Source organism: Burkholderia sp. BCC1047 (assembly GCF_902833155.1).
Taxonomy (GTDB): Bacteria; Pseudomonadota; Gammaproteobacteria; order Burkholderiales; family Burkholderiaceae; genus Burkholderia; species Burkholderia sola.
The window spans coordinates 26333-49253 of the sequence record NZ_CADFEH010000038.1; the positions used below are offsets into that span (position 1 = coordinate 26333).

At 68.3% G+C, this 22921-nt stretch carries 19 protein-coding genes; 2 read left to right on the plus strand and 17 right to left on the minus strand.

The features are described from left to right. The first annotated feature begins 16 nt into the window (after positions 1-16). Positions 17-1300, plus strand: a complete 1284-nt coding sequence (locus HWX55_RS29740; protein ID WP_175978332.1) for a D-amino acid dehydrogenase — start codon at positions 17-19, stop codon at positions 1298-1300. A 53-nt stretch (positions 1301-1353) separates the two neighbouring features. Here HWX55_RS29740 and thpR read toward each other — a convergent pair whose 3' ends face one another. From thpR to HWX55_RS29760, 5 genes are all read right to left on the minus strand, one after another. Then, the gene (gene thpR, locus HWX55_RS29745) at positions 1354-1923 is read right to left on the minus strand and encodes an RNA 2',3'-cyclic phosphodiesterase (RefSeq protein ID WP_175978333.1); all 570 of its coding nucleotides are present in this window, start codon (positions 1921-1923) and stop codon (positions 1354-1356) included. Next, positions 1920-2054, minus strand: coding sequence for a hypothetical protein (locus HWX55_RS36370; RefSeq protein WP_256975441.1), 135 nt, complete (start codon positions 2052-2054; stop codon positions 1920-1922). The genes thpR and HWX55_RS36370 overlap by 4 nt, the downstream gene beginning before the upstream one ends. 159 nt (positions 2055-2213) lie before the next feature. Then, complete coding sequence (locus tag HWX55_RS29750) at positions 2214-3680, minus strand: glutamate synthase subunit beta (protein WP_175978334.1); 1467 nt, start codon at positions 3678-3680, stop codon at positions 2214-2216. A gap of 85 nt (positions 3681-3765) precedes the next feature. After that, positions 3766-8469, minus strand: a complete 4704-nt coding sequence (locus tag HWX55_RS29755; RefSeq protein ID WP_175978335.1) for a glutamate synthase-related protein — start codon at positions 8467-8469, stop codon at positions 3766-3768. 288 nt (positions 8470-8757) lie between these two features. Next, positions 8758-9471, minus strand: coding sequence for a transposase (locus HWX55_RS29760; RefSeq protein WP_027783329.1), 714 nt, complete (start codon positions 9469-9471; stop codon positions 8758-8760). Positions 9472-9664: 193 nt separating this feature from the next. Between HWX55_RS29760 and HWX55_RS29765 the strand changes: the two genes are divergently transcribed. Further along, entirely contained in the window at positions 9665-10396 is a 732-nt protein-coding gene (locus HWX55_RS29765; protein ID WP_175978336.1) for an OmpW family outer membrane protein, read from the plus strand. Positions 10397-10584: 188 nt separating this feature from the next. Here the strand turns inward: HWX55_RS29765 and ugpQ are convergent, their stop codons facing one another. The 12 genes from ugpQ to HWX55_RS29825 form a co-directional block, all read right to left on the minus strand. After that, positions 10585-11355, minus strand: coding sequence for a glycerophosphodiester phosphodiesterase (gene ugpQ, locus HWX55_RS29770; protein WP_175978337.1), 771 nt, complete (start codon positions 11353-11355; stop codon positions 10585-10587). A gap of 27 nt (positions 11356-11382) precedes the next feature. Beyond that, positions 11383-12468: a sn-glycerol-3-phosphate import ATP-binding protein UgpC gene (locus HWX55_RS29775; RefSeq protein ID WP_175978338.1), complete on the minus strand. Its 1086-nt coding sequence runs from the start codon at positions 12466-12468 to the stop codon at positions 11383-11385. A 32-nt stretch (positions 12469-12500) separates the two neighbouring features. Beyond that, complete coding sequence (gene ugpE, locus HWX55_RS29780) at positions 12501-13346, minus strand: sn-glycerol-3-phosphate ABC transporter permease UgpE (protein ID WP_050013146.1); 846 nt, start codon at positions 13344-13346, stop codon at positions 12501-12503. Next, entirely contained in the window at positions 13343-14227 is an 885-nt protein-coding gene (gene ugpA / locus HWX55_RS29785) for a sn-glycerol-3-phosphate ABC transporter permease UgpA (RefSeq protein WP_006481867.1), read from the minus strand. Before ugpA ends, ugpE begins: the two co-directional genes overlap by 4 nt. Before the next feature lie 96 nt (positions 14228-14323). After that, on the minus strand, positions 14324-15658 hold the full coding sequence (ugpB, locus tag HWX55_RS29790; protein ID WP_175978339.1) for a sn-glycerol-3-phosphate ABC transporter substrate-binding protein UgpB: 1335 nt from the start codon (positions 15656-15658) through the stop codon (positions 14324-14326). Between the two features lie 88 nt (positions 15659-15746). Beyond that, positions 15747-16931, minus strand: a complete 1185-nt coding sequence (locus tag HWX55_RS29795; RefSeq protein ID WP_244140679.1) for a deoxyguanosinetriphosphate triphosphohydrolase — start codon at positions 16929-16931, stop codon at positions 15747-15749. A 64-nt stretch (positions 16932-16995) separates the two neighbouring features. Then, the gene (gene aroB, locus HWX55_RS29800; protein WP_175978341.1) at positions 16996-18075 is read right to left on the minus strand and encodes a 3-dehydroquinate synthase; all 1080 of its coding nucleotides are present in this window, start codon (positions 18073-18075) and stop codon (positions 16996-16998) included. After that, positions 18072-18626 carry a shikimate kinase AroK gene (aroK, locus tag HWX55_RS29805; protein ID WP_069619412.1) on the minus strand — a complete coding sequence of 185 codons (555 nt, stop codon included), beginning with the start codon at positions 18624-18626 and terminating at the stop codon, positions 18072-18074. Before aroK ends, aroB begins: the two co-directional genes overlap by 4 nt. Positions 18627-18666: 40 nt before the next feature. Continuing rightward, positions 18667-20298, minus strand: a complete 1632-nt coding sequence (gene pilQ, locus HWX55_RS29810) for a type IV pilus secretin PilQ (RefSeq protein ID WP_175978342.1) — start codon at positions 20296-20298, stop codon at positions 18667-18669. Then, entirely contained in the window at positions 20295-21161 is an 867-nt protein-coding gene (locus HWX55_RS29815) for a pilus assembly protein (RefSeq protein WP_175978355.1), read from the minus strand. The genes pilQ and HWX55_RS29815 overlap by 4 nt, the downstream gene beginning before the upstream one ends. Continuing rightward, positions 21158-21811, minus strand: coding sequence for a fimbrial protein (locus HWX55_RS29820; RefSeq protein WP_175978343.1), 654 nt, complete (start codon positions 21809-21811; stop codon positions 21158-21160). Before HWX55_RS29820 ends, HWX55_RS29815 begins: the two co-directional genes overlap by 4 nt. Then, complete coding sequence (locus tag HWX55_RS29825; RefSeq protein WP_175978344.1) at positions 21808-22731, minus strand: competence protein ComA; 924 nt, start codon at positions 22729-22731, stop codon at positions 21808-21810. Before HWX55_RS29825 ends, HWX55_RS29820 begins: the two co-directional genes overlap by 4 nt. Between the last annotated feature and the right edge of the window lie 190 nt (positions 22732-22921).

Consider the following 22921-nt stretch of genomic DNA (forward strand, 5'->3'; position numbering starts at 1 on the left):
TCATCCCGGACACCGCATGCACGTGATCGTTCTCGGCGCCGGCGTGATCGGCGTCACCACCGCCTGGCACCTGCGCGAAGCAGGTTGCGACGTCACCGTGATCGAACGCGAGGCCGACGTCGCGCAAGCGACGAGCCTCGGCAACGCGGGCGTGATCGCGCCCGGCTATGTGACGCCGTGGGCCGCGCCCGGGATGCCCGGCAAGATCCTCAAGTACCTGTTCAAGCCGGCGTCGCCGCTGATCTTCCGGCCGACGCTCGATGCCGCGCAGTGGCGCTGGATCGCGCGCTGGCTGCGCGAATGCGAATTCGAGCGGTTCCGCGTGAACAAGCAGCGGATGCAGCGTATCGCGTATTACAGCCGCGCGTGCCTGCATGCGTTTCGCGAGCGCTATCCATTCGACTACGGCGCGAGCCGCGGCTACCTGCAACTGCTGCGCGGCGCGTTCGACGTCGAGATGGCGCAGCCCGCGCTGAAGGTGCTGCGCGATGCCGGCATCGCGTTTCGCGAACTGGACGCGGCCGGCTGTACCGCGATCGAGCCGGGCCTGCGCTGGGCCAGGCAGGCCCCCGTCGGCGGCATTTACCTGCCCGACGACGAAGCCGGCGACTGCGCGCGCTTCACCCGCGAACTGCGGACGCTGTGCGAGGCGAACGGCGCGACGTTCCGGTTCCGCACCGGCATTCGAGCGCTCGATGTCGCGGGCGGCAAGGTGCGCGGCGTGCGGGTCGACTCGCTCGAAGCAGGCGCGGCCGGTCAACGCGATGCGCTGCTCGCCGCGGACGCGATCGTCGTCGCGCTCGGCGTCGACAGCGCCGGCCTGCTGCGACCGCACGGAATCGACGTGCCGCTGTATCCGGTGAAGGGCTACTCGGCCACGCTCGCGGTCGTCGACGACGAAAAGGCGCCGTGCGCCGCGCTGATGGACGAATCGCTGAAGACCGCGATCACGCGCTTCGGCCCGACGCTGCGCGTCGCGGGCACCGCGGAGCTCGGCAACCGCCGCGCGGCGCTGCGGCAGCAGGCGCTCGACACGCTGATGAAGGTGCTCGACGACTGGTTCCCGCATGCGGCCGACCGCGCGTCGGCGCGCTTCTGGGTCGGCCGCCGGCCGATGACGCCCGACGGGCCGCCGCTGCTCGGCGCGAGCGGGATCGAGGGTCTCTGGCTCAACGTCGGCCACGGCTCGACAGGCTGGGCAATGTCGATGGGGTCGGGAAAGGTGGTCGCGGATCTCGTCACCGGGCGCGCACCGGAGATCGATCTGGCCGGGCTGACGCTCGCGCGTTACGACGGGTAGTGCAGCCGGAGGGTCATAGCGTCGATGCGATGCGCGGCCGTCGGCGCGTGTCGCTACCGCGGCGGCGTCCGGCCCTCGGCCAAGGCGATCGGCGCCGACACGATCGGCCGATGCGACACGCCCTCCTGCGACAGCCGGCTTTCGAACAGCGTCAGCGCTTCGACGCGCACGTCGACGGGCCGCCCCGGCGCGCCGCCGTGCGCAGGCTGGCCGACCGCATCGTGCGGCAGCCGCGCGAGCGTCACGTGCGGCCGGAACGGCCGCCGGTCGGCCGGTACGCCGAGTTCGTGCAGCAGCGCCGCCAGCCCCGCATTCAGCGCGACGCAGGCGGCATCGGCCGCGAATTCCGCGACGATCAGCCGCGCGCGCGGCAGGCTCGGCCACCACGCGATCCGCTCGACCGGCAATAGCGGCAACGCATGTGCGGCGGCAAGCGCGGCCAGGCGCGCGGCCAGCGCGTCGCACCGCTCCCGCTCGATTGCGCCGATGAACGCGAGCGTCATGTGCAGTTGCGCGGGCAGCGTGCGCCGCGCGCCACGGGTGACCGGCAACGCGTGCAGCGCGTCGCGCGACGCCGCATCGGGCATCAGCGCGACGAACGCACGGAGCCGGTCGCCGTTCATGACTCGCGCACCGTCGCGCGCACTTCGGCCACCGCGTCGGCCGACGCCGGACGCTGCGGCAGCGCGATCGGCGCGTCGCTCCACAACACGCCGTTGACGGCGTCGATCAGCCGATGCGCGAATGTTTCCATCCAGAGCCCCCGTAAATGAAATCCCCGATGTGATCAGATTAGGCGACGCTCGACGGCAATGACGGGGGCCGCGCCAACACGCAGCCGCGCCGGGCATAAAAAAACCGGGCGCCCTCTCGGACGCCCGGCGTTCATCGAAACCCGCTCGCGCGATTCAGCTCAGCGCGGCAGTTCCGAATGCCCCATCAGGTACGCGTCGACCGAGCGCGCGCACTGGCGGCCTTCGCGGATTGCCCACACGACTAGCGACTGGCCGCGACGCATGTCGCCTGCCGCGAACACCTTGTCGACCGATGTGTAATACGAACGATCGCCTTCGGTCGCCGCGCGCGCATTGCCGCGCGCGTCCTTCGCGACGCCGAACGCGTCGAGCACCGGCGCGGCCGGTTGCGTGAAGCCCATCGCGAGCAGCACGAGATCGGCCTTCATCTCGAACTCGGAACCCGGCACTTCCTGCATCTTGCCGTCCTTCCACTCGACGCGCACCGCGATCAGCTTCTCGACCTTGCCGTTCTTGCCTTCGAGACGCTTCGTCGCGACCGCCCAGTCACGCTCGCAGCCTTCCTCGTGCGACGACGACGTGCGCAGCTTGATCGGCCAGTACGGCCACACGAGCGGCTTGTTTTCCTCTTCCGGCGGCTGCGGCAGCAGCTCGAACTGCGTGACCTGCTTCGCGCCGTGGCGATTCGACGTGCCGACGCAGTCCGAACCCGTATCGCCGCCACCGATCACGATCACGTGCTTGCCCTTCGCGAGCAGCTGGTCCGTGAGCTTGTCGCCCGCGTTCACGCGGTTCTGCTGCGGCAGGAAATCCATCGCGAAGTGAACGCCCGCGAGTTCGCGGCCCGGCACCGGCAGGTCGCGCGGCGTTTCCGAACCGCCGGCGATCACGACCGCGTCGAACTCTTCCTTCAGCGTGTCCGGCGAGATGGTTTCCTTCGCGAGGCTGCCGATCGACTCGGGCAGCGGCTCCTTGCCGACGAACACGCTGGTGCGGAACGTCACGCCTTCCGCTTCCATCTGGCGCATGCGGCGGTCGATCAGCCACTTCTCGAGCTTGAAATCGGGAATCCCGTAACGCAGCAGGCCGCCGATACGGTCGTTCTTCTCGAACACCGTCACGTCGTGGCCCGCCCGCGCGAGCTGCTGCGCGGCGGCGAGGCCCGCGGGGCCCGAACCGACGACCGCGACCTTCTTGCCGGTCTTGTGCTCGGCCGGCAGCGGCTTCACCCAGCCCTCCGCCCAGGCCTTGTCGATGATCGCGTGCTCGATCGACTTGATGCCGACCGGGTCGTCGTTGATCCCGAGCGTGCACGCCGCCTCGCACGGCGCCGGGCAGATGCGGCCCGTGAACTCGGGGAAGTTGTTGGTCGAGTGCAGGACTTCGATCGCCTGCTGCCAGTCCTGGCGGTAAACGAGATCGTTGAAGTCCGGGATGATGTTGTTGACCGGGCAGCCGTTGTTGCAGAACGGGATGCCGCAATCCATGCAGCGCGCGCCCTGGACCTTCGCGTCCGCGTCGGTCAGCGCCGCGACGAATTCCTTGTAGTGCTTCACGCGCGTGAGCGGTGCTTCGTACGCCTCGTGGCGGCGTTCGAACTCCAGAAAACCGGTTGCCTTGCCCATAAGGTGCTCTTCTGTTCGGTGTATCGGGTGGGGGAGCCGCGCGCGGCCGTCAGGCGCGCGCGGCATTCGCTATGTCGTTCGTCGCTCAGGCGGCCAGCACTTCCTTCGCCGCCTTCTTCGCACCGATCTCGCCCAGCGCGCGCTTGTATTCGTGCGGGAACACCTTCACGAACTGGCGGCGCGCCGCGTCCCAGTTTTCCAGCAGCGACTTCGCGCGCGGCGAACCCGTGAACTGGAAATGACGCTCGACGAGCCCCTTGAGCAGCGCTTCGTCCGTCGTGCCTTCGTGCCAGAGCGCGCGGTCGACCGTGCGCTCCTGCTCGGCCTGCTGCAGCACCGGCTCGAGCGCGACCATCGACTTGTTGCACTTGGCCGCGAACGTACCTTCCGGATCGTAGATGTACGCGAGACCGCCCGACATGCCGGCCGCGAAGTTGCGCCCGGTCTCGCCGAGCACGACGACCGTGCCGCCCGTCATGTATTCGCAGCCGTGGTCGCCCGTGCCTTCGACGACCGCCGTCGCGCCCGAGTTGCGCACGCAGAAGCGCTCGCCGGCCACGCCGCGGAAGAAGGCTTCGCCTTCGATCGCGCCGTACATCACCGTGTTGCCGCAGATGATGTTTTCCTCGGACTTGCCGCGGAAGTCGTTGGTCGGGCGGATGATGATCCGGCCGCCCGACAGGCCCTTGCCGACGTAGTCGTTGCCGTCGCCGACGAGGTCGAGCGTCAGGCCCTTCGCGAGGAACGCGCCGAAGCTCTGGCCGGCCGTGCCCTTCAGCTGGATGTGCACCGCGTCGTCGGCCAGGCCGTCGTGGCCGTGCTTCTTCGCGATCACGCCCGACAGCATCGCGCCGACCGTCCGGTTCACGTTGCGCACCGGCTGGATGAACGACACATGTTCGCCGTTCTCGATCGCGGCCTTCGCCTTCTCGATCAGCACGTGGTCGAGCGCGCGCTCGAGGCCGTGATCCTGCACGTCGACGTGACGGCGCGCGACGTCCTCGCACTCTTCCGGCTGGTAGAACACGCGCGAGAAGTCGAGGCCCTTCGCCTTCCAGTGCTCGATGCCCTTACGGGTGTCGAGCAGGTCGGCGCGGCCAATCAGGTCGTCGAACTTCGCGATGCCGAGCTGCGCCATGATCTCGCGCACTTCCTCGGCGACGAAGAAGAAGTAGTTCACGACGTGCTCGGGCTGGCCCTTGAACTTCGCGCGCAGCACCGGATCCTGCGTCGCGACGCCGACCGGGCATGTGTTCAGGTGGCACTTGCGCATCATGATGCAGCCTTCGACGACGAGCGGCGCCGTCGCGAAGCCGAATTCGTCCGCGCCGAGCAGCGCGCCGATCACGACGTCGCGACCCGTCTTCATCTGGCCGTCGGCCTGCACGCGGATGCGGCCGCGCAGGCGGTTCAGCACCAGCGTCTGCTGCGTTTCGGCGAGGCCGAGCTCCCACGGCGTGCCCGCATGCTTGACCGACGACAGCGGCGACGCGCCCGTGCCGCCGTCATGGCCGGCGATCACGACGTGGTCGGCCTTCGCCTTCGCGACACCGGCCGCGACCGTGCCCACGCCCACTTCCGACACGAGCTTCACGGAGATGCTCGCGCTGGGGTTCACGTTCTTCAGGTCGTGGATCAGCTGCGCCAGATCCTCGATCGAGTAGATGTCGTGGTGCGGCGGCGGCGAGATCAGGCCGACGCCCGGCACCGAGTAACGCAGCTTGCCGATGTATTCCGACACCTTGTGGCCCGGCAGCTGGCCGCCTTCGCCCGGCTTCGCGCCCTGCGCCATCTTGATCTGGATCTGGTCGGCCGATGCGAGGTACTCGGCGGTGACGCCGAAGCGGCCCGACGCGACCTGCTTGATCTTCGAGCGCAGCGAATCGCCGTCCTTCAGCGGAATGTCGCTGACGATCTCGTCGCCGATCACCGACTTCATCGTCTCGCCCGACTTGATCGGAATGCCGCGCAGTTCGTTGCGATAGCGCTTCTGGTCCTCGCCGCCTTCGCCGGTATTCGACTTGCCGCCGATCCGGTTCATCGCGACCGCGAGCGTCGCGTGCGCTTCGGTGCTGATCGAGCCGAGCGACATCGCGCCGGTCGCGAAGCGCTTGACGATCTCCTTCGCCGGCTCGACGTCGTCGATCGGGATCGCCTTGGTCGGCTCGACCTTGAACTCGAACAGGCCGCGGAACGTCATGTGACGCTTGGTCTGGTCGTTGATCAGGTGCGCGTATTCCTTGTACGTCTGGTACGAGTTGCTGCGCGTCGCGTGCTGCAGCTTCGCGATCGAATCCGGCGTCCACATGTGGTCTTCGCCGCGCACGCGGTACGCGTACTCGCCGCCCGCGTCGAGCATGTCGCGCAGGACCGGGCTATCGCCGAACGCATCGCGGTGCAGGCGGATCGCCTCTTCCGCGACTTCGAACAGGCCGATGCCGCCAACCTTCGACGCCGTGCCCTTGAAGTACTTCTCGACGAGGTCGCTCGACAGGCCGAGCGCTTCGAAGATCTGCGCGCCCGTGTACGACATGTACGTCGAGATGCCCATCTTCGACATCACCTTCTGCAGGCCCTTGCCGACCGCCTTCGTGAAGTTGTAGACGGCCTTCTCCGGCGACAGGTCGCCCGGCAGGCCTTCGGCCATCTTCGCGAGCGTTTCCATCGCGAGGTACGGGTGCACGGCTTCCGCGCCGTAGCCCGCGAGCAGCGCGAAGTGGTGCGTTTCACGCGCGGAGCCCGTCTCGACGACGAGGCCCGTGCTCGTGCGCAGCCCTTGCTGGACGAGGTGCGTGTGGATCGCCGACGTGGCGAGCAGCGCGGGAATCGCGACGTGCTCGGCGTCCGTCTTGCGGTCCGACACGATCAGCATGTTGTAGCCCGACTTCACCGCGTCGACGGCTTCCGCGCACAGCGACGCGAGGCGCGCCTCGATGCCTTCCTTGCCCCAGGCGACCGGATAGCAGATGTTGAGCTCGTACGCGCTGAACTTGCCGCCCGTGTACTGGTCGATCGCGCGGATCTTCGCGATGTCCTTGAAGTCGAGCACCGGCTGCGACACTTCGAGGCGCATCGGCGGGTTGATGTTGTTCGTGTCGAGCAGGTTCGGCTTCGGGCCGATGAACGACACGAGCGACATCACCATGTTCTCGCGGATCGGGTCGATCGGCGGGTTCGTGACCTGCGCGAACAGCTGCTTGAAGTAGTGATAGAGCGTCTTGTTCTTGTTCGACATCACCGCGAGCGGCGAGTCGTTGCCCATCGAACCGACGGCTTCCTCGCCCTGCTGCGCCATCGGCGCCATCAGGAACTTCAGGTCTTCCTGCGTATAGCCGAACGCCTGCTGGCGGTCGAGCAGCGCGGCGCCCTGCGTGCGGCCGGCCGCGACTTCCTCGGCCTTCGGCTCGATCTCGTCGAGCTTGATGCGCACCGCGTCGATCCAGCTCTTGTACGGCTTCGCGTTCGCGAGGTTGTCCTTCAGTTCCTTGTCGTCGATGATGCGGCCGTGTTCCATGTCGATCAGGAACATCTTGCCCGGCTGCAGGCGCCACTTCTTGACGATCTTCGATTCGGGGATCGGCAGCGTGCCGGCCTCCGACGCCATGATGACGAGGTCGTCGTCGGTCACGATGTAGCGCGCCGGGCGCAGGCCGTTACGGTCGAGCGTCGCGCCGATCTGGCGGCCGTCGGTGAACGCGATCGCGGCCGGGCCGTCCCACGGCTCCATCATCGCGGCGTGGTATTCGTAGAACGCGCGGCGGTTCTCGTCCATCAGCGTGTGCTGTTCCCACGCTTCCGGGATCATCATCATCACCGCGTGCACGAGCGGGTAGCCGGCCATCACCAGCAGTTCGAGACAGTTGTCGAACGATGCGGTATCCGACTGGCCCGGGTAGATCAGCGGCCACAGCTTCGGCAGATCGTCGGCGAGCACGTGCGACGCGATCGCGCCGGTACGCGCGTTCAGCCAGTTCACGTTGCCCTTCACGGTGTTGATCTCGCCGTTGTGCGCGATCATCCGGTACGGGTGAGCCAGCTCCCACGCCGGGAACGTGTTGGTCGAGAAGCGCTGGTGCACGAGCGCGAGCGCCGACACGACGCGCGGGTCCTGCAGGTCGCGGTAGTACACGCCGACCTGGCCGGCCAGCAGCAGCCCCTTGTAGACGACCGTGCGCGCCGACATCGACGGCACGAAGTATTCCTTGCCGTGCTTGAGCTTCAGCGCCTGGATGCGGTGGCTCGCCGTCTTGCGGATCACGTACAGCTTCCGCTCGAGCGCGTCCGTCACCATGATGTCCTTGCCGCGGCCGATGAAGATCTGGCGGATCAGCGGCTCGCTCGCCTTGACCGTCGGCGAGATCGGCATCGCATGGTCGACCGGCACGTCGCGCCAGCCGAGCACGACCTGGCCTTCGGCCTTCACCGTACGCTCGAGCTCCTGCTCGCACGCGAGACGCGATGCGTTTTCCTTCGGCAGGAAGATCATCCCGACGCCATATTCGCCGGCCGGCGGTAGGTCCACGCCCTGCTTCGCCATTTCCTCGCGATAGAACGCGTCCGGAATCTGGATCAGGATGCCCGCGCCGTCGCCCATCAGCGGATCGGCGCCGACCGCGCCGCGGTGGTCGAGGTTCTCGAGGATCTTCAGACCCTGCTGAATGATCTCGTGACTCTTCTTGCCCTTGATGTGAGCGACGAAGCCGACGCCGCAGGCGTCGTGTTCGTTTTGCGGGTCGTACAGACCTTGTGCGGCGGGCACCGCGGCGAGCGGCTGCTGGTGGTCGTTCATGGGGACACCGTCGTAAAGGGGGCCTGGAGGCCGTTGAACCGTTTTCTTGTTGCCATCGATCCCGCTCCCGGCGGGAGACGGCGCGGCCGACGGTGGTTGGGCAGGCTTCGCCCGGGCCACCGGAATTCGGAATATACGCGACGAATCAAGGGAATAGCAACAAAAACCGCTTGATCGATCCCCAATTAAATGAATGCCTTGAGATGGTGCCGTTTTATTGGGGGCGTATCGTTTTGGTGCAAAAAGAAGCGGCGCCTGCAGCGCCGCTTCTGACCTGCCTTTCCGGCGTTACTGCTGGATCGGCGGCGTGTTCTCGCGCACCTTTCTGGGGCGTCCGCGCGGCAACGGCGACACGCGCCGGTTCGCGGTGCGCGCCGCCCACTCGCGGTAATTCTCGCCGCCGAGCACCCAGCCCTTCAGCGTCGCCTGCTGCAGCTGGTCGGCCTGCCGCTCGTCGAGCGGCTGCTCGCACAGCTCCTTGTACGCGCGCTGACGGTCGAACGGCGTGTTGCCGAGCGCCCAGTAGAGCGGATGGTCGGTGATCAGGCTGTCGACGGTGAGTCCGACGTGATGCCGGTAGCTCGACCAGCGATAGGCCTCGGGCGTCGCGACGAGCTGCGAGCGCACCGGGCTCATCTCGACCACGCGGCTCGCGAGCAGGAAATAGCGCTCGCCTTCGATCACCGTCGCCCGGTAGCGGCCTTCCCACAGGGTGCCGCGCCGCGAATAGCGCCGGTTGAAATGCGCGACGTAGCGACGGCCGACGGCCTGCATCGCCTTCGGCAGGCTGGCCTCGTCGCTCGGCGTCACGAGCAGTTGCACCTGGCGCGGCAGCAGCACGTAGGCATGCACCGACAGGTGGTGATCGCGTGCGGCGGCCTTCAGGCAATCGATGAAGAGTTCGTAGTCCTGGTCGTCGACGAACGCGGGTTGCTGATCCAGGCCGCGCAGTATCACGTGCTGCGGCTGGTCGGGAACGTAGAGTCGTGCTAACCGTGCCATGCTGAATGTCCGTTTGAACGCGTTAGGAAATACCCGGAGGTCCGAAATTGCGCACCTGCGTAGAATGCCTGCCCCAGCGGCGCGCGTAAGCGTACGGTCGTGCGAATCCTAGGGAGAAAACTCTAACTTACGAGCTTGTTTGGTTTTAAACGCAGTCGTCATAATGAGCACGCCTTTGATCGGAGGAGACACAATGAAACGAAAACTGGCCATTACGGGGGCCGCAGCGCTCGCATTCGCATTCGCGGGCGGTACGGCACACGCACAATCCGCAGGTGATTTCTACGTCAGCACCGGCTGGCTGCACCTTTCGCCGCAGGACAGCAGCGACCCGCTGTTCGTCTACCGCGTGGGCGGCACGCCCATCAACCAATCCATTCCCAACACCGGCGCCGGCATCAACGACGCCGACACGCTGGGCCTCGCGGCGGGCTACTTCGTCACCGACCATATCTCCACCGAGCTCGTGATGGGGATACCGCCGAAGTTCGACATTACCGGCAAGGGTCAGTTCGAAAGATTCGGCGTACTCGGCCGTGCGTACCAGTGGAGCCCCGCCGTGTTGCTGCGCTACCACTTCAACGACGCCAATGCGAAGTTCCGTCCGTATGTCGGCGTCGGCGCGACGTACGTCTGGTTCACCGGCGCGAAGATCACGAACGGCAGCTTCGAGAACGGCGTGCTCGGCGGCCCGACCAGCGCGACGACCAGCAACCAGTGGGCGCCCGTCTTCAACGCCGGCTTCACGTACAACTTCACCAAACACTGGTTCGCGGGGCTGTCGCTCTCGTACATCCCGGTCAAGGTGACCGCGACCTTCACGACGGCCCGCCGGACGCCGGTCGGTACCCTGACCGAAACGTCGAAGGCGAAGATCTCGCTGAACCCGATCGTCACGTACCTGAACGTCGGCTACCGCTTCTAAGCGTAGTCGAATATTTGGGGAATGGTTAATCCTGCTGCAATTTGTAGCGGATTTTTCCTGACGTAACGTCTCCACGATGCAAAACGCCCCGGCGGAAATCCCGTCGGGGCGTCGTTTTTTCGCGTCAGGCACATTCCGCGCAACGGTTTCGCCAGCGCCGCCGCGGCGCAAGCCGTGGCGGCGGCCAATCAGACGGCGTCGATGTCGTCCAGCGCGTGGGGCGCAATCAGGTCGATGCGGTCCGTGCAGACGGCATCGACGCCCCAACGCGCGAGTTCGCGCGCCCGTTCGAGGTCGTTCACCGTGTAAACCAGGATGCGCAGCCCGGCGGCCTTGATCGCGCGCACGAGCGGTTCGTCGAGCCGACTGTGGTCTGCATGCAACGATACGCAGCCGAGCGCGTCGATCACCTGCGCCTGCCAGTCGTCCGGCACGACTTCGTAGAGCATCCCGCGCGGCAGGCCCGGCACGGTCGCGCGCGCCTGCTGCAATGCGTCGAACGAGAATGACGACAGCAGCGGCGCCACCGCGGCATCGCGCCAGTACGCGGCCGCGTCGGCCGCCACACGCTGCCCGGTTTCGCGCTCGCGCCCCGGGCACGGCTTGATCTCGACGTTCGCGGCCAGCCCGTGCGCGATGCAGCGCGCCGCGGCCGCCTCCAGCGTCGGCATCCGTTCGCCCGCGAAGCGGGCATCGCGCCACGCGCCCGCGTCGAGCGCGGCCAGCGCCGCATAACGCATGCCCGCCGCCGCGCCGTGGCCGTTCGAAGTCCGGTCGACCGTGTCGTCGTGCAGCAGGAACGTCACGTCGTCGGCCGACAACTTCGCGTCGAACTCGACCATCCGGTGACCGCGCCGCGCGCCCTCGTCAAGCGCGGCCAGCGTGTTCTCCGGCGCGAGCGTGCCGCCGCCGCGATGGGCGACGACGCGCGGATAGGGCCAGTCGGGGCGGGTGATCATCGTCGGTCTCTCGGCAGTCGGACAGTTTCAGCCGGCACGCTTGCCGGTTTCGGGATCGAAGAAATGCAGCCGGTGCGCGGGCAGCGCAGCCGCCAGCGCCGTGCCGCGGGCCGGGCGGTCGGCGTGGGGCAGGCGCACCGCGACGTCGTGATTGCCCCAGCGGCCGTGCGCGAGATTGTCCGCGCCGAGCAGCTCGCACGAATCGACCGGCAGCGGCGCCTGCGCGACGCCCGGCTGCGGCGTCATGTGTTCGGGCCGCACGCCGAGCACCCAGTCGCGCCCGGCGGCGATCTCGCGGCCGATGCCGGGCGCGCCGGCGAGCGGCAGCGCGGGGCCGCCGCCCGCGACCGTGAAGGTCGCGCCGTCCTCCGACAGCCGGCCGTGCATCAGGTTCATCGCGGGCGAGCCAATGAAGCCCGCGACGAACACCGTCGCCGGTTTCTCGTACACGTCGACCGGCGCGCCGATCTGCTCCGCGTAGCCGCGGTTCATCACGATCACCCGCTGCGCGAGCGTCATCGCCTCGATCTGGTCGTGCGTCACGTACACGCTCGTCGTCGCGAGCCGCGCATGCAGCCGCTGGATCTCGAGCCGCATCTGCACGCGCAGCTTCGCGTCGAGGTTCGACAACGGCTCGTCGAACAGGAACACCGACGGCTCGCGCACGATCGCGCGCCCCATCGCCACGCGCTGCCGCTGGCCGCCCGACAGTTCGCGCGGCCGCCGCGCGAGCAGCGGCTCGAGCTCGAGGATCTTCGCGGCCGCGGCCACCCGCGCATCGATCGTCGCGCGCTCGATCCCGCGGATCTTCAGCCCGTAGCCCATGTTCTGCGCGACCGTCATGTGCGGGTACAGCGCATAGTTCTGGAACACCATCGCGATGTCGCGGTCCTTCGGCTCCAGCGTGTTGACGACTCGGTCGCCGATCGCGATCTCGCCGTCCGTCACGCTCTCGAGCCCCGCGATCATCCGCAGCAACGTCGACTTGCCGCAGCCCGACGGGCCGACCAGCACGATGAATTCGCCGTCGGCGATCTCCACGTCGATGCCATGCAGCACGTGCTGCTTGCCGTCGTAGGATTTCCTGACGCCCTTCAAGCTCAGCGCAGCCATACCTGGTCCTTCTCCCGGTTACCGTCGGTCATTCATTTCTCGGAATCGACGAGGCCGCGCACGAACCAGCGCTGCATCGCCAGCACGACGACGAGCGGCGGGATCATCGCCAGCAGCGTCGCCGCCATCACGTATTGCCATTCGGTCGCGGCGTCGCCGCTCGCGATCATCGTCTTGATGCCCACCACCGCCGTCGACAGCGACGCTTCCGTCGTGATCAGGATCGGCCACAGATACTGGTTCCAGCCGTAGATGAACGTGATCACGAACAGCGCGGCGATGCTCGTCTTCGACAGCGGCAGCACGACGTCCCAGAAGAAGCGCAGCGGCCCCGCGCCGTCGATGCGCGCCGCGTCCATCAGCTCGTCGGGCAGCGTCATGAAGAACTGGCGGAACAGGAACGTCGCGGTCGCCGATGCGATCAGCGGCAGCGAGAGCCCCGCGTAGGTGTTCGTCAGGTGCAGCGTCGACACGACCTGCACGGTCGGGAAGATCCGCACTTCCACCGGCAGCATCAGCGTGACGAAGATCAGCCAGAACGCCGTATTGCGGAACGGGAAGCGGAAATAGACGATCGCGTACGCGGACAGGATCGACACCGCGATCTTGCCGACCGCGATCCCGAGCGCCATCGCGAAGCTGTTCACGAGCAGCCGGCCGAACGGCGCCGTCGTGCCGCCGCTGCCGTGCCCCCAGATGTACGCGACGTTCTCGAACAGGTGCGTGCTCGGCACGAGCGACAGCGGCACCGTGAACACTTCCTGCGCGTTCATCGTCGCCGCGCAGAACGCGACGTAGACGGGAAACACGATCAGCACGACACCCGCGATCAGCACCGCGTGGCAGAACAGGTCGAAACCCTTGCGATTTTCGATCATGCGTATTGCACCCTGCGCTCGACGAAGCGGAACTGGATCACCGTGAGCCCCACGACGATGATCATCAGCACGACCGACTGCGCGCCCGAACTGCCGATGTCGAGCCCCTGGAAGCCCTCCGCGAAGATCTTGTAGATCAGCGTCTTGGTGCTCTGCGCCGGGCCGCCGCCGGTGGCCGCGTCGATCACCGGGAACGTGTCGAAGAACGCGTAGACGAGGTTCACGACCAGCAGGAAGAAGCTCGTCGGCGACAGCAGCGGCAGCACGATGTTGAAGAAGCGCCGCACCGGCCCCGCGCCGTCGATCGCGGCCGCCTCGATCAGCGAGCGCGGAATCGCCTGCAGTCCCGCGTAGAAGAACAGGAAGTTGTAGCTCACCTGCTTCCACACCGACGCCAGCACGACGAGGAACATCGCCTGGCCGCCGTTCAGCGCGTGGTTCCACACGATGCCGCCCTTCGCGAGCGCATACGTGATCAGGCCGATGCTCGGGTTGAACAGGAACGCCCACAGCACGGCCGCGATCGTCGGCGCGACCGCGTACGGCCAGATCAGCAGCGTGCGGTACGCGCGCGCGCCGCGGATCACGCGGTCGGCGCATGCGGCGAGCAGCAGCGACACGACGAGCCCGCTCACGGTGACCAGCGAACTGAACACGAGCGTCGTGCGGAACGAATCGAGATACAGCGGATCGGCGAACAGGTGCGTGAAATTCGCGAAGCCGACGAATTCGCTCGACGTGCCGAACGCATCCTGCATCTGCGTCGACTGCCACAGCGCGACGCCGGCCGGCCACAGGAAGAACACGGCGGTGATCGCGAGCTGCGGCGCGATCAGCAGGTACGGCACCGGGCTCGTACCGAAACGGGAACGGGATTGCATCGCGGATATCCGGTCAGGCGAAACGGAAGGGAAACCGCGCCGCCGGACGGCACGCGCTCGCGCGCGGCGCCGCCGGCGGCACGACGCGATGCGTGCTCAGCCGCCCGACTTCTCGAAGCGGCGCAGCAGTTCGTCGCCGCGCGACGCGGCCGAATCGAGCGCGTCCTTCGGCGACTTCTTCTGCGCCCAGACCTGTTCGAACTCCTCGTCGACGACCGTGCGGATCTGCGGCATGTTGCCCAGCCGCAGCCCCTTCGTGTACGGCAGCGGCGGCTTGTTCAGCATCTGCTTGATCGCGGTTTCGGCGCTCGGGTTCTTCGCGTAGAAGCCCTGCTGACGCGTCAGGTCGTATGCGGCGGTCGTGACCGGCAGGTAGCCCGTGTCCTGGTGCCACTTCGCGGCGACCGCGGGCGACGCCAGGTAAGAGAGGAATTTCGCGACGCCCTTGTAGGTCGCCGGATCCTTACCGGCCAGCACCCACAGGCTCGCGCCGCCGATGATCGCGTTCTGCGGCGCGCCCTTCACGTTCGCGTCGTACGGCATCATGCCCGTGCCGTAGCTGAACTTCGCGAACTTCTGCACGTTCGCGAGCGCGCCCGACGACGTCGTCAGGATCCCGCAGTCGCCGCTGTAGAACTTCGCCGACGCTTCATCCTTGCGGCCCGCGTACGTGAACGTGCCGTCCTTCGCCATCTGCTGCAGGAAGGAGATATGTTCGATCTGCTGCGGCTTGTTGAACTCGAGCACGGCGTCGGTGCCGTCGAAGCCGTTGTTGCGGCTCGCGAACGGCAGCCCGTGCCATGCGCTGTAGTTTTCGAGCTGGATCCAGCCCTGCCAGCCGGTCGTGAAGCCGCACGCCATGCCCGACTTGCGCAGCTTCTCGGCATCGGCCTTCACGTCGGCCCACGTCTTCGGCGGCTGGTTCGGATCGAGGCCGGCCTTCTTGAACGCGTCCTTGTTGTAGTACAGCACCGGCGTCGAGCTGTTGAACGGCATCGACACGAGGTGGCCCGTCTTGGCGTCGCTGTAGTAGCTCGCGATGGTCGGCACGAACGCCTTCTCGTCGAGCGTCACGCCGGCCTGCTTGAACACGTCGTAGACGGGCACGACCGCCTTCCTCGCCTGCATCATCGTCGCCGTGCCGACTTCATAGACCTGCAGGATCGCCGGCGCGTTGCCGCTGCGATAGGCCGCGATGCCGGCCGCGAGCGCCTGGTCGTAGGTGCCCTTGAAGACCGGCACGATCTTGTAGTCGCTTTGCGACGCGTTGAACTGGTCGGCGATCGCGTTGACCCGCTCGCCGAGCGCGGCCTCCATCGCATGCCAGAACTGAATTTCCGTCGCGGCGAGCGCCACGTGCTGCACCCCGAACAACAGCGCGCCGCCGAGCGCGATCGAACGAACCAGTGTCCCCGCAGGCTTCTTCTTCATCGACCTCTCCTATGAAAACGTTACCAACAGCGTGTGCAACCTTCCCGTCGCCATTGAACCGGCGAAGTCTAGTGATCGTTTGTGACAGTCAGTTGTCGCTGATGACGAACAGGCGCTGATATTCCTTCAGCGCGAAGCGGTCGGTCATGCCGGCGATATAGTGCGCGACGAGACGCGGCTGCTGCGCCGCGTCGTCGGACTGGTACGGCGGCGGCAGCAGGCGCGGATCGTCGATGAACGCGTCGAACAGCCCCGTGACGACGCGTTGCGCCTTGCTCGCCATGCGCATCACCTTGTAGTGGCGATACAGGTTCTTGAAGAGGAAGCGCTTGAGGGCCGCTGCCTGCGCGGCGACCTCGGGGCTGTGCGACACGAGCGGCGGCGCGGCGCGCACGTCGTCGAGCGACGCGGGCGCGACGCGGGCGAGATTGCGCGTGGTTTCGTCGATCAGGTCGACGATCAGCGTGTTGATGATGCGGCGCACCGTCTCGTGCACGAGACGGCGGCCTTCGAGGTGCGGGAATTCAGCGAGCGCCGCTTCGTAGTGACGCTGCCACAGCTCGACTTCCGCGAGCTGCTCGATCGTGATCAGGCCGGAGCGCAGGCCGTCGTCGACGTCGTGGTTGTTGTAGGCGATCTCGTCGGCGATGTTCGCGAGCTGCGCCTCGAGCGACGGCTGGCGGCCCTGCAGGAAGCGCTCGCCGAGCGCGCCGAGCTTGCGCGCGTTCTCGCGCGAGCAGTGCTTCAGGATGCCTTCGCGCGTCTCGAAGCACAGGTTCAGCCCGTTGAACGCGCCGTAGTGCTCCTCGAGCTCGTCGACCACCGCGAGGCTCTGCAGGTTGTGCTCGAAGCCGCCGTGCTCGCGCATGCACGCATTCAGCGCGTCCTGTCCGGCATGGCCGAACGGCGTATGGCCGAGATCGTGCGCGAGCGAGATCGCCTCGACGAGATCCTCGTTCAGCCGCAGGTTGCGCGCGACCGAGCGCGCGATCTGCGCGACTTCGAGGCTGTGCGTGAGGCGGGTGCGGAACAGGTCGCCTTCGTGATTGACGAAGACCTGCGTCTTGTATTCGAGCCGGCGAAACGCGGTCGAATGGACGATGCGGTCGCGATCGCGCTGGAATTCGGTGCGCGCCGCCGGCGGGGTTTCCGGATGGCGGCGGCCGCGTGACTGCGACGCGTGCGCGGCATACGGAGCGAGATGGGCTTCCAGCGCCGCCAGCGTCGGCGGCTCGGCCACCGGCGCGACGGATGCGCGGCCGGCTTCGGGCAATGTGCTGCTGGATGTCTCGCTCACGTCTCCTCCATGTCAGGGGCGCCGGCGGATCCGGGCGCCGTTAGCCGGTCGTTTGCGCCAGTGTAGCGAATACCGCTTCGTCCGGCGCCTGCGTGATCAGCGTATCGCCGAATCGCTTCAGCAGGATGAACTTGATCGCGCCGGCCTCAGCCTTCTTGTCGACGCGCATCAGGTCCATGTAGCGCGCATCGCCGAGCGCCGGCCCGCGGGTCGGCAGATGCGCGGCCGCGATCACCGCATCGAGGCGCTGCCGCGACGCTTCGTCGAGCAGGCCGAGCCGCACCGACAGGTCGCCCGCCATCACCATTCCGCAGCCGACCGCCTCGCCGTGCAGCCATTCGCCGTAGCCGAGCCCGGCCTCGATCGCATGGCCGAACGTGTGGCCGAAGTTCAGGATCGCGCGCAGGCCGCCTTCGCGCTCGTCGGCCGCGACGACGCTCGCCTTGATCTCGCACGAACGCTTCACCGCGTGCGCGAGCGCAGCGGGCTCGCGACGGTTCAGCGCGTCGACGTTCGCCTCGATCCAGTCGAAGAATTCGGCATCGGCGATCGCGCCCGTCTTGATGACTTCGGCGACGCCGGCCGCCAGTTCGCGATCGGGCAGCGTCGTCAGCGCGCCGATGTCCGCGATCACGGCCTGCGGCTGGTAGAACGTGCCGATCATGTTCTTGCCGAGCGGGTGGTTGATGCCCGTCTTGCCGCCGACCGACGAATCGACCTGCGACAGCAGCGTCGTCGGCACCTGGATGAACGGCACGCCGCGCATGTAGCACGCGGCGGCAAAGCCCGTCATGTCGCCGACCACGCCGCCGCCGAGCGCGACGAGCGTCGTCTTGCGGTCCGCGTGATCCGTCAGCAGGCCGTCGAAGATCAGGTTCAGCGTTTCCCAGTTCTTGTACGCCTCGCCGTCCGGCAGCACGACCGTCGACACGCGCTTGCCGAGCGGCGCGAGCGCCGCGCGCAGCGCGTTGCCGTAGAGCGGATCGACCGTCGTGTTCGTGACGATCGTGACCGACGAACCCTTGATGTGGGGCGAGAACAGCTCGGTGCGGCCGATCAGGCCGGCGCCAATATGAATCGGGTAGGCGCGGTCGCCCAGATCGACGTTGACAGTAATCATGCTTGTAGCGGCTTGGCGATGACGCCGGCCAGTTCGAGTTGCATCAACACCATGTTGACGAGACCGTTGACCGACGGACGGCCGGTCTCGATGACGAAATCCGCGCATTCGCGGTACAGCGGGTCACGCACTTCGTACAGCGCTTCGAGACGCCCCTTCGGATCTTCGGTCTGCAACAGCGGGCGGTTCTTGTCCTTGCGCGTGCGCAGCCACAGATCGTGCGGGTTGGCGCGCAGGTAGACGACGATGCCGTGGCTTTTCAGGCTGTCGCGGTTTTCCGGGCGCAGCACCGCGCCGCCGCCCGTCGCGAGCACGATGTTCTCGCGCTGCGCGAGCTCGGCGATCACCTGCGTTTCGCGATCGCGAAAGCCGGCCTCGCCCTCCAGCTCGAAGATCACCGGAATGCGCGCGCCCGTACGGGCCTCGATTTCGTGGTCGGAGTCGAAGAACGTCCTGTCGAGACGACGCGCGACCGCACGGCCCACGGTGGTCTTACCCGCTCCCATAAGGCCGACGAAAAATACGTTTGCATGTGGGTCCCGCGCTTGCAACGGCTTCCTCTGCTTCAATCTTGCTGGTGTGTGGCGCAGCTTACTGGCAAAGCGGCTGCCTTGTCGAGCCTGCGCCGGCGGCTTCCGGCCCCGTTTCCTCGGCATCCGCGTCGCCCGCGCCGGGTGCGCCGCAACGCGCATCGACGACGGTCGGCGTGATGAAGACGACCAGTTCGTTGCGCTGGTCGCGCTGCGCGCGGTGCCGGAAAAGCGCGCCCAGAAACGGTATTTTGCCCAAGAGCGGCACCCGCGTCACATCGTTCCGGCTCAGTTGTTCATAGATGCCGCCAATCGCGACCGTCCCGCCATTCTCGACCTCGACGCGCGTCTGCACGTGCTTCGTATGGATCGCAGGGCCGGCCGCGGTCGGCTCGCCGACGCTGTCCTTCGTCACGTCGAGATCGAGCACCACGCGCCCGTCCGGCGTGATCTGCGGCTCGACCTCCAGCTTCAGCGTCGCGCGGCGGAACTGCACGCCGCTCATGCCGTTGCCGACCTTCGCCTGGTACGGCAGCTCGGCGCCCTGCTCGACGATGGCCTTCACGCGGTCGGCCGTCACCACCCGCGGACGCGAAACGATCTGGCCCCGGCCTTGCGCTTCCAGCGCGCTCAACTCGATGTCGAGTACGCGGCTGAGCGGCGCGGCGAACAGCGTGAAGCCGGCGGTCGCCGCATCGAAGCCGCCGAGCGGCCGCGCGGCGAGATCCAGCGCGTTGCGCGCGTCCGCCGTGAAGGACGTACCCTCGGCCGACGGCGGCCGCCCCTGCGCACGCAGTGCGACACGTGCGCCGAGGTTGCGCGAGAAACCCTGCTCGCCTTCGACGATGCGGGCCTCGATCCGGACCTGCCGCGACGGCCGGTCAATCGCGTCGATCAGGCCCGCGATCTGCACGATGCGCGGCGCGAGATCGGTCCCGAACAGCAGGTTCGTACGGGGATCGGCCGCCGCCGCGCCGCGCTTCGACAGCAGGCGCTGGCCGGTCGCGCCGGCCAGCAGCCGCTGCACGTCCTGGGCGCGCGGATAGTGCAGCACGAACGTACGGCTTGCGAGCGGCTCCAGATCGGCGGCCCGCGCATGCATGTCGAAGCGCTCGCGTTCGCGCGCAGCCAGCTCGGCGGCCGGCGTGACCCAGATCACGCTGCCGCGCCGGGACATCGCGAGCCCGTGCGTGTCGAGCAGCGTGTCGAACGCGTCGCGCCAGCGGACATTGTTCAGACGTAACGTGACCGTGCCGCGCACCTGCTCGCCGACGACGATATTGAGCCCCGTGAATCGCGCGATCGCGTCGAACGCCGCCGCGAGCCCGACGCCCTGCAGATTCAGCGAGATCCGCCGCGCGTCGTCCGCATCGCCCGGTTGCCGTGCCGCGGCGTCGCTCATCCGGGCCGGCGGCGCCAGCGGGATCGGCGGTCCCTCGAGCGCGGGGACCGGCGCGGCGGCTTCCGTCTGCAGCGCCGTGCGCGCCGCCTGATCGAACGGCGGCGGGCCGGCGTCCTCCGCTACCGCGCTGTCCACGCTATCGGCCACGCGCAGCGGCTGCGGCAGGCTCGGCACCGACACATTCGTCGCCCCGGCCGGCCAGCCCGCCGGCAGCGGCGGCACCGACGCGCTTGCGCCGGCCGCCGTCACGCCGGCCCAGATGACGAGCATCCAACAGCCGTGCTTCGTCATGGCCGGCCTCCGTCGTCAAGCACAAGCCGCTGCGATCCGTCCGCCGTCGCAAGCGTCACGGCCGCGCGGTCGACACGCACCACGCGCGCGACCCCCAGCACCTCGCCAGGTGCGACGGCCGTGAACGCGCCGTCGCCGTCGTCGAACAACGCGAGACCGGTACGCGCGTCGCGAATCGTGCCGGCAAGGCGGGCCGCGCGCCCCGCCGCTTCGGCGAGGCCCCCCTCGCCGAACGGATCGGCGTCGGGCGCAGCGGCGCGAACCGGCGTGTTGCCCGCCGCGGCCGTTGTCGCCGGCAGCGCCGGAAATACGTCGACGGACATATCCACCCGCGCCGCCGACATGCCGCGCTCGATACGCAGCGCCGACGGTACCGCCAACACCGGGAAGCGCGCCAGCCCGCCAACCATATGCAGCAGCGCGTGAAAGCCGCCGTCCGCGGCGATGTGTACGCTGCGTCGGCCGTCCGATGCCGCGCCATCGGCGCGCTGCGGTTCGATCGATACGCCGTGCAACCCGCTCGACGCGGCGAGATCGGCCAGCGCCAGCATCAGCGCGGCCCATTCCGGCGTAGGCGGCAAGCGATCGTCACGCGTCGACGCAGGATGCCCGTCGCGTCGTTGTCCGGCGGAAGCCAGCACGCGCTGCGCGTCGGCCGCGCGCGCCTGCGCCGCGGCGAGCAACGCGCGACTCTGTACCAGCCCGCTCCAGTCGGCCGCATTCGCCAGATGAATGCCGCCTGCCAGCACGGCCGCGAACGCCAGCACGCAACCCGCGGCATGCGCGGCGGCCGCCGACACGCGCGGCATGTGGCCCGCCCTGGCGCCCGCGCGCAGCGCCGGCCCATGCGCGAGCGCCGTCATGCGCCCCCTCCCGACACCGTCCGCGACGACGTCGCATCGTGCCAGCGCAACTGCACCGAGAACCGGAACGGCATCCCGGCCGTCGAAGCCGGCGCATCCGACGCAGGCTTCAACGTATCTATATCGATCCGCCAGTCGCGCTGCTCGCGCGCCATCGCGGCGAGCCACCGCGCAGCCGCCCGGTAACTCGCGGCGCGCGCATCGAGCACCGCGCCGGTCGTCGTCATGCGCAGCGCATCGAGCCGGACATGATCGGCGCGCACGTGGTTCAGGGTCGCCAGCAACCCGGCCACGCGCCGGTAAGGTGCGGCCAGCGCAGCCGCCTGCGCGTCGCGCCGCGCGACGGCGGCGGCTGCATCGGCCGCGCGCGTCGCAACGGCCACCCGCGGCTGCACCTGTCGCAGCCGCGCCTCCACGCCGGCGCGCTCGGCATCCACCCGCCACCGCGACAACACCGCAGCGCCCGTCCACAGACCGGCGCCAAGCACGCCGAGCAGGATCGCCACACCGCACTGCGTGGCCCGCCGACGCCGCAATGCCCGCGCCAACCGCTCGCGGTACGGCAGCAGGTTGAAGTCGCCGAGTACCGCCTGTACGAGCTGCTGCGCCGCCGCGCCGTCTCCGTTTGCCGCCACGTGACCGGCCGTCATTCCCACACCCCACGCAACGCCAGCCCGAACGCGACGGCAAACGCCGGGCCGCCTGGCACGGCGGCGCGCGCGCACGGCTGGCCGTCCCAGCCCGTGCAGTCGAACGGGACCACTGCCGTGCCGAGCACGTCGCCGATCTCGGCAATCGACGTATCGAAGCGGGCGATACATCGCTCGTCCCCGGCGACGAGTACGCAGCCCACGCCCCCCAGCACGCGCCGACGCAACGCATCGGGAAGCGCCTCCGGCAACGTGCCGGACAGGGAGAGCACCGGCATCGCCGACCGTCCCTCGATTCGCCAGCCGCGCACGCCCGCGTCGCAGAACCACAGCACGGCGTACGCGCCCTGCGCATCGAGTTCGAACCGTGCGGCATAGCGCAGCGCGCGCAGCACGGCGGCCGACTCGCCGTCGATCACCGTCAGGTCGATACCGGCCTGCGCGGCCACGTCGATCCGCCGCTCGAGCAGCGCCAGCGGCGCGACCGCCACCGCGATCTCGCCGGACCGCGCGCCGCCGTAGTGCCGCCAGTCGAACGCGAGACTGTCCGGCGCGAGCCCCGAGATGCGTTCGGCGGCCTGCCGCGCGGCGTCCGGGATGTCGCCGCGCCCGGCCAGATCGAGCGTCGCGGTGCGCATCTCGTCATCGTGCAGCGCCATCACGCCGCGCGCGTCGCACTGCACGTCGGACGCCGACAGCCGCGCCACGGCCGCCGCCAGCGACCGCGCGACCGCCGCCCAACGCGCGTCCTCCGGCCCGCCCGCCAAGCCGACCGGTTCGCGCTCCAGCCCCTCGACGCGCACCTCCGCTTCCCTGCCGCGCCGGCTCAGCACGGCCACCCTCACTTCGTGCGCACCGACGTCGATTCCCGTCGACCGGTGCCTGCCCTGTGCAAACCGCGCCACCCATCGTCCTGCCATCCCAGCCTCCCGAGATCGTCGCGGCCCACGCCGCGCATCCGAGACCTGATTCTGCAAAGCGACGCGCGCCGCCGACAGTCGGCCAAACGGCCAGCATTGGTCCACGGCGGCCGTGCACGGACTATGCTGACGGCACGCCGACCCGCGGCTTGGCGACGGGCGGCCCCCGCGTCAGGAGCGCTCCTACCGG